The sequence below is a fragment of the Chloroflexota bacterium genome (genome assembly GCA_015478725.1).
In the GTDB taxonomy this organism is placed as follows: Bacteria; Chloroflexota; Limnocylindria; order Limnocylindrales; family CSP1-4; genus C-114.
Map to the genome: position 1 here is coordinate 1 of JADMIG010000057.1, position 5,919 is coordinate 5,919.

Here is a 5,919-nt window from a genome sequence, read left to right on the forward strand (position 1 = left end):
GGCGTTGAAGATGAGCAGCATGCAGTCGTTGAAGATGTTGGTGACGCGCGGATCGTGCAGGTCGACGTGCCCTGGGTGGCCGCTGTTCACGGCGACGCAGCGGATCAGGTCCTCGCCGTGGTTGCCGTTCAGCGTGCAGTTGTACACGGCGCCGGCGATCGGCAGCAGCGCGATCTTCGCGTTCAGGCGCGGGTCCTTCAGCGCGTCCTTGTTGTTGGCGTAGTCGCTGCCCTGGCCGCCGCACGTGTTGAGCTGGAAGAGGCCGATCGAGCAGCCGTTGTCGCCGACGGCGTTGGGGTCGAACGCGCTCTCGGCCATCGCGATGCCGAGCGCGATGTACTGCGGACAATTGATCTTGTCGGCTTCGTCGCGGATGACGCAGGCGATGGTGTCGGGGACGTTGACGCGGCCGAGCTGGACCATGGGCGCGGACTCCCGTCGCAGGTGTCCAGGCCAGTCACTGGCGATTATATCCCCTCTCACGGCGCCACGTCTACGGGTCGCTACGGCTCATTCTGGGTGATGATCATGTCATCGACGAAGACGCGGGAGTTCGTTGTCGGGGTGCCGACGACGGTGACGTTAGTGTCAACGCGCGGCGCGCGGCCGTCGGCCGACTGCGGGGGCAGAAACCCCGAGAGGTCGTACTCCAGATTGTTGACGACGGCGCGCACATATTGGCCGGTCGTGAGGTCCGCGACGAGCTTGAACATGTTCCATGTCGGCAGATTCACCGGCAGGTCGATAGCCGTCGCGAATGCGACCGGCGTGTTGGCTGCGTTGTTGTACTCGAGTGCGAGGCTCGTAGCGTTCCACAGCAGCCCGAAGTTCGTCAGCTTGGCGCCGTCGTAGGACTGGATGTGCAGCTCGAACGTGATGGGAATTTGCGCGATGCTCATCGAGATTTCGACGCCGACGCGGCCGCGCACGATAGGCGGCTGTGACGCGATAAGTTGCACCTGGTCGCCTGGGTTCGCCCCCGCCCGCAAGAGAACCGACCATGCGCCGTGTTGCGAACGTTGGACGGTGGCTTGGCCAACGGATTCTGTGCCGACGGTGGTGAAGTCGTAGCGCGCTATCCCGTCCTCGAAGGAGTCGAGCGCGACGACGTCGCCTCTTCGATCGTGCACGTCCGGCGAGCCCAAACGCGCGGCGAGCTCGCCGAGATCGTTGACGCTGTACGTCGTCTGATGCGCGTTGGTGGCGCCCCAATCCGGCGTGCCGTGTGCCATCGCTACGCACCTCCAACGCTGGCGCCGCCCTGCTGCGCGAACCACTTCGCCAGGTAATTCAGCGCCTGCATCGCCGTGTTCTGCTGCGCGCGTTCCGCGGCCGTCTGAAACGCGAAGCGCCAGGTGAGCGTGTGCGCGAACGTGTCGTCGTCGGACCAGGCGTAGATCTGCAGCTGGTAGTTGTCGCTCGGGACCTCATAATCTTCCGGCCAGCTGACGATCGCGCCGTCGCCCTTGATGTCGCCGTCCTGGTTGGCGGGCCACACCTGGTGCAGCTCGTTGTACGCGGCGGTGTGCGCGAGCGCGCGACAGCCGAGCGGGATCTGCACGTGCACGCCGACGATGGCGCCGGCGACGAACTCCACCGGCACGATCACCGGCGACGCGCGCAGCGTGTTGGGCGGGACCGTCACGTCGAATTCGTAGAACACGGCGTCTCCTACGGGTTGCAGGCGAGCACGAACAACAGCGGCTTGCCGTCGCCGAAGCCGCCGCTATCGGCGCCGAGACACGAGATATTGCCGCCGCCGCTGACGATGCCGTACTGCGGCTTGATCGTGTGGTTCCCCTTTGCCAGCACAACGGCGTGCATCATGTTCACGGGGAAGCGCGCGAGGAGCGGACCCTCGACGCCGATCAGCCCGTTGGTCGCGTCGCCGGCGCGGACGCCGTCGATCAGGAAATCGTAGGCGCCGCGTCCCGTTGACAGCTCGCCGGTGAAGTTGAAGAGGATGAGCACGGTGCGCGTTTCGAGCAGCGTGAACGTGGCGATCAGGTGCACCGCGTCGATGTCCGCGAAGCCGCCGCTGTGGGTGTAGTTGTTGTTGCCCTGGGCGATGACCGTGATATCGCTCGTGCCGCCGCCGCCGCCGCCGCCGACGCCCGCCGCCGGCCGGCTCGAGATCAACACTCCCATTCAGTCCACGACCATCCAGGCGACGGCGCTGCCGTTGGTGTCGGCGTCGATCCATATCGAGCTGAGGTTGTCGATGGCGATGTCGATCGCGTCGTCTTTGTTCAGCGGATAGCCGTTCGCCGCGGCGACGGTGGAGCCGCCGACGTAGACGATGCCGGTGTTCGCGTGCAGTGCTTTGATGCTCACCGTGCGCGCCGGCCCGTCGGGCAGCTGGACGCGCGTGCCGGCAGCGGCGACGGTCGCCTGTCCGTGGCTGATGGTGAGCGCGGGTGGTTCCACGCTAATCGGCAGCCGTGCGCCAGACAACGGTGACGTTGCCGTTGGCGACCGCGATGAAGAGCCCGAACTCGTAGGGGACGCCGTCCGCCGGCGCAAACTCCATACCGATCCCCAGCAGCCCCGGGTCGTCAAACTTCGCGATGACGCGCCCGTTCGCCGAATTCCCGTCGTAGAGCGTGCAGTGGTAGCCCGCGGCGCCTGCGCTCACCTGCACGTGCCGGAGCGTGCCGCGGCCCTGCGTCAGCAGCGTGTCCGCCTGAACAAAGGCGTAGCCGTTCGGCGTGTTGTCAGCGTCGCACACGGGGCGCCTCTTCCTACGCGGCGACGATCTCCCAGGCGCTGACGCGCACGTCGGCGCCGGCGCCGCCCTGGACCAGCGCCAGGCGGATGTCCTGGTGCGCCGGCGCGTCGAACGGCATGTCGAAATCGTCGTTGCGCGTCAGCGGCACGAACACCGCGTGACCGATGCCGACACCGCGCGAGCGCCACAGCACCGGCCGCTTCGTCGCATCGACGGCGCCGCCGCCGGTCACAGTCGAGCCGGCCGCGCTGACCTGCGCCGTTGTGATCTGCGAGCCGCTCATCGAGCGGATGCGGAAGATCGGGACGAGCGCGTCCGCGGCGTCGGGGAAGACGAGCTCCGACTGCGCGCTGAGCAGCCGGCCGCTGCGCGTCTCGATCGCCGTGTTGTCGCCGGCGAAGGTGATCATCTCCTCGATCGGCTCGTTGATGACCGCCACGTCATTCTCTTCCTGCAGGTCCACCCAGCGGCCGGTGATCGGGATGTACGTGCCGCCGTCGAGCCGCAGCTCCACCGTCGTGATGTCCGCGCCCTCGACGTCGCCCTGCTTGAACGCGTAGACCATGAGGCCGGCGTAGGGGTAGCGGTTGCTGAGAATCTGCACGTTCTCGCCGGCCGCGACGGTGGTGAACTTGTTGATCTGCGTCGTGCGCAGCCAGCCCTTGCGCGCCGGCACGCCGACGCCCGTCGGCCAGAAGACGCCGATGATGTCGAGCACGCCGGTCAGCGTCGCAAACTGCGTGGCGCTAATCGTCGGCGCGTAGGTGATTTGGATGTCGAGCGTGTTGTAGTCGGCGAGGTTGATCCAGTAATCCTTGTCGCCGAGGTAGCGGCCGAAGAGGACGGGGAACGTGCAGTACTGCACGTCGTTCGGCTGCGCGTCGCGCAGCTGCACCGCGCGGTCCTTCTGCCACTTGTACGCCCACTTCAGCAGCTCGTAGCCGCTGAGCGAGAAGAGGATGTCGGAGCCGTTGCCGACGACCTGGATCTTGCTGACGATGTCGGCGATGTCCTGCCCGCCGCCGCCCGTGGCGCCGTTGGTGTACGCGAGCTTGACCTGCAGGCCGGACAGCACGCCGGCGCGTGGCGCCAGGAAATCGAACGTCTGGTTGTCGCTGTTGAGCGCCTGCTGCTTCACCAGGTATCGGCGTTCCCACGATGCCATGTTGTGTGCTCCGATCGCCCGTAGGGGCCGCTACCCGCTTGCTAGCTCGCCGTCGTCGCGCCGTTGCCGTTGCGGCCTTTGCCGGCCGGCGGTTCGTCCGCCGGCGGGTCCTCTGCGGGCGGCGCTTCTTCGTCGTCGGTGCCGACCTTCGCGGCGAGGCGGTTGTGCTCTTCGCTCGAGATCTCGCCGCGCTCCATGCGGCCGCGCAGCGCCGCGAGCCGATCGATGACGGGTTGCGCGCAGTCCATGCAGAGGTGCGGCAGGTGCGCGAGGTGCGCATAGACGAGGTTCGGGCAGCCGCTGCCCTGACACTTCGCGTGGCCGTCCTGGTACGTCAGTTCCTGTGCCATGTCGCGCTCCTGCTGCTGCGCCCGCGGCGTCGCCGTGAGCTCTACACCCGCGGCGACGCCGCCCGCCTGGGACGCCGTGTGTTAGCGGCCGCTCCGCGAGCTGACGGCCCGCATCCCCTGCAGGTTGGCGAGCATCCGCTGTTCGCGCTGCTGCGGGGTGTCCTGCGGCATGCCCTGCACCCGCTGACTGACCGCGCTGATTTGCGGCGCGATCACCTGGAATGCGCGCTGCACCTTCGGGATGCGCTTGGCGACGCCGGCGGTGTACGCGGCGCCGCCGTCGGCCGTCGCCGTCGCGATCGCCTCCTGTTCGTTGACGCCGTTCATGCCGGCGGCGAAGCGATCGGCCTGGATCGCTTCCTGCACGCGGTTCTTCCACTTGCCGTTCGCGGCGAGCGCCGCCGTCTTGAACGAGCGCTTCGGGTTCTGCACGCCGGCGACGTAGTCTGCGCCCGCGGCCGCAGTCCGTCGCTGGTACTTGTCGAGCATGCGTGCGGCGTCAACGCCAGCCATATCAGATCCTCCGTGTTTCGATGAGGGCGGCGGTGACGGGCCTGGACGATCCGGCCCGCCGCCCCTGTTCAAGGTGGCAGCGCCGACGGACCTGGTGATCGCCGGCGCTTGACACGACCGTACGGATCGCGCATAGACTTTGCAACGGGCCGCACGGATCGCGCGATCGCGGTGCGTGTGGGCGCCGTGCGAGGTTGCATGCCGACGGCGACGGATGACACGAGCGTACGCAGGGGCCAGCAAGTCGAACGGCGGCTTGTCGCCGAATGGCTGGTCGCGCGCCACGGCGACGACTTCTACCAGCAAAACGTCCGGCTCGGTTCGATGCCGCTCGAATTCGCCAATCAGGACCTTGATCCGATGGAGGCGAAACTCGTCCACAACGCATACGCGCGGTGGGCGGACGCGATTATTTTCGGGCGAGACAAGGTGACGATCGTCGAGGCGAAGATCGTCGCGCACCCCGTCGCACTGGGCCAGCTGCGCCTCTATTCGCGCTTGCTTCCGTTCACGCCGAACGTGAAGATTCAGCCCAATGCGTCGATCGAAATGCTGCTGCTGTACGCCATCGCGGACGACATGGTGCTGCAGCTGGCGCGGGAAGACGGGATCACCCTGGAGCAGTTTCACCCCGACTGGGTGGACATGTACATCGCTACCCGCCTCGCCCGACAGCGCCAGGGATCTCTTCCACAGCAATTGACCGATGCGTCAGATGCCGGCACCGCGCCGGCTTGACGTGACCACGGGTGGGGCTTGACTGAATGATGGCTCGTGTGAGAGGATCAGGGTCGCCTCGAACGGGGAATCCAGTGAAATGTTTCGGTGCCGTTCGGTGCCAAAAATTTTCAGAGCCCGCGGGCGAGTCGGGAATCTTGCGTGGGAGCGAACGTGGCTGACCTCGAAGGTCCCTTCGAAATCCTTGAGCTCGGCGCGGGGGAAGCGCGTTCGATGACCATCGTGTCCGCGCAGCTCGGCGAGATGACCATCAAACCGGCGAGCGCGCCGGCGGGGAAGGTGATCAAGGCGCTCCGTGTCAACGTCGAGCACGCTGACAAGCCGACGTTCCCCTACTACTGGGACATCACCTCACAGACGCTGATCGCGCAGCTGGCACCCCAGGTGACATTCTCGGGGTATCGGCCGCGCCGCTTCACGATCAC

11 protein-coding genes are annotated in these 5,919 nt (G+C 66.8%); 2 read left to right on the forward strand and 9 right to left on the reverse strand.

All coding sequences use genetic code 11. From position 1 onward, the window contains the following. From IVW53_15425 to IVW53_15465, 9 genes are all read right to left on the reverse strand, one after another. Positions 1 to 423: transglycosylase SLT domain-containing protein (locus tag IVW53_15425; protein ID MBF6606957.1), on the reverse strand; the 423-nt coding region annotated here is incomplete at its 3' end. A gap of 80 nt (positions 424 to 503) precedes the next feature. Next, positions 504 to 1,232, reverse strand: a complete 729-nt coding sequence (locus tag IVW53_15430; GenBank protein MBF6606958.1) for a hypothetical protein — start codon at positions 1,230 to 1,232, stop codon at positions 504 to 506. 2 nt (positions 1,233 to 1,234) lie between these two features. Beyond that, positions 1,235 to 1,663, reverse strand: coding sequence for a hypothetical protein (locus IVW53_15435; protein ID MBF6606959.1), 429 nt, complete (start codon positions 1,661 to 1,663; stop codon positions 1,235 to 1,237). Positions 1,664 to 1,671: 8 nt separating this feature from the next. Then, on the reverse strand, positions 1,672 to 2,148 hold the full coding sequence (locus IVW53_15440; protein MBF6606960.1) for a hypothetical protein: 477 nt from the start codon (positions 2,146 to 2,148) through the stop codon (positions 1,672 to 1,674). Beyond that, the gene (locus IVW53_15445; protein ID MBF6606961.1) at positions 2,149 to 2,427 is read right to left on the reverse strand and encodes a hypothetical protein; all 279 of its coding nucleotides are present in this window, start codon (positions 2,425 to 2,427) and stop codon (positions 2,149 to 2,151) included. A 1-nt stretch (position 2,428) separates the two neighbouring features. After that, on the reverse strand, positions 2,429 to 2,728 hold the full coding sequence (locus IVW53_15450; GenBank protein MBF6606962.1) for a hypothetical protein: 300 nt from the start codon (positions 2,726 to 2,728) through the stop codon (positions 2,429 to 2,431). Positions 2,729 to 2,741: 13 nt separating this feature from the next. Further along, positions 2,742 to 3,866 carry a hypothetical protein gene (locus IVW53_15455; protein ID MBF6606963.1) on the reverse strand — a complete coding sequence of 375 codons (1,125 nt, stop codon included), beginning with the start codon at positions 3,864 to 3,866 and terminating at the stop codon, positions 2,742 to 2,744. Positions 3,867 to 3,934: 68 nt separating this feature from the next. Continuing rightward, complete coding sequence (locus IVW53_15460) at positions 3,935 to 4,243, reverse strand: hypothetical protein (protein MBF6606964.1); 309 nt, start codon at positions 4,241 to 4,243, stop codon at positions 3,935 to 3,937. An 81-nt stretch (positions 4,244 to 4,324) separates the two neighbouring features. Continuing rightward, on the reverse strand, positions 4,325 to 4,756 hold the full coding sequence (locus tag IVW53_15465) for a hypothetical protein (protein MBF6606965.1): 432 nt from the start codon (positions 4,754 to 4,756) through the stop codon (positions 4,325 to 4,327). A gap of 198 nt (positions 4,757 to 4,954) precedes the next feature. On the opposite strand from IVW53_15465, the gene IVW53_15470 reads away from it, so the two are divergent. Both IVW53_15470 and IVW53_15475 read left to right on the forward strand, forming a co-directional pair. Next, positions 4,955 to 5,494 (forward strand): hypothetical protein, encoded by a 540-nt coding sequence (locus IVW53_15470; GenBank protein ID MBF6606966.1) that lies wholly within the window; start codon positions 4,955 to 4,957, stop codon positions 5,492 to 5,494. Between the two features lie 153 nt (positions 5,495 to 5,647). Further along, positions 5,648 to 5,919: hypothetical protein (locus tag IVW53_15475; protein MBF6606967.1), on the forward strand; the 272-nt coding region annotated here is incomplete at its 3' end.

What these genes read in the sequence shown, in the direction of transcription:
- IVW53_15430 (MBF6606958.1), bottom strand. Translation starts at nt 1,232, where the DNA reads ATGGCACACGGCACGCCGGATTGGGGCGCCACCAACGCGCATCAGACG.
- IVW53_15440 (MBF6606960.1), bottom strand. Translation starts at nt 2,148, where the DNA reads ATGGGAGTGTTGATCTCGAGCCGGCCGGCGGCGGGCGTCGGCGGCGGC.
- IVW53_15460 (MBF6606964.1), bottom strand. Translation starts at nt 4,243, where the DNA reads ATGGCACAGGAACTGACGTACCAGGACGGCCACGCGAAGTGTCAGGGC.
- IVW53_15465 (MBF6606965.1), bottom strand. Translation starts at nt 4,756, where the DNA reads ATGGCTGGCGTTGACGCCGCACGCATGCTCGACAAGTACCAGCGACGG.
- IVW53_15470 (MBF6606966.1), top strand. Translation starts at nt 4,955, where the DNA reads ATGCCGACGGCGACGGATGACACGAGCGTACGCAGGGGCCAGCAAGTC.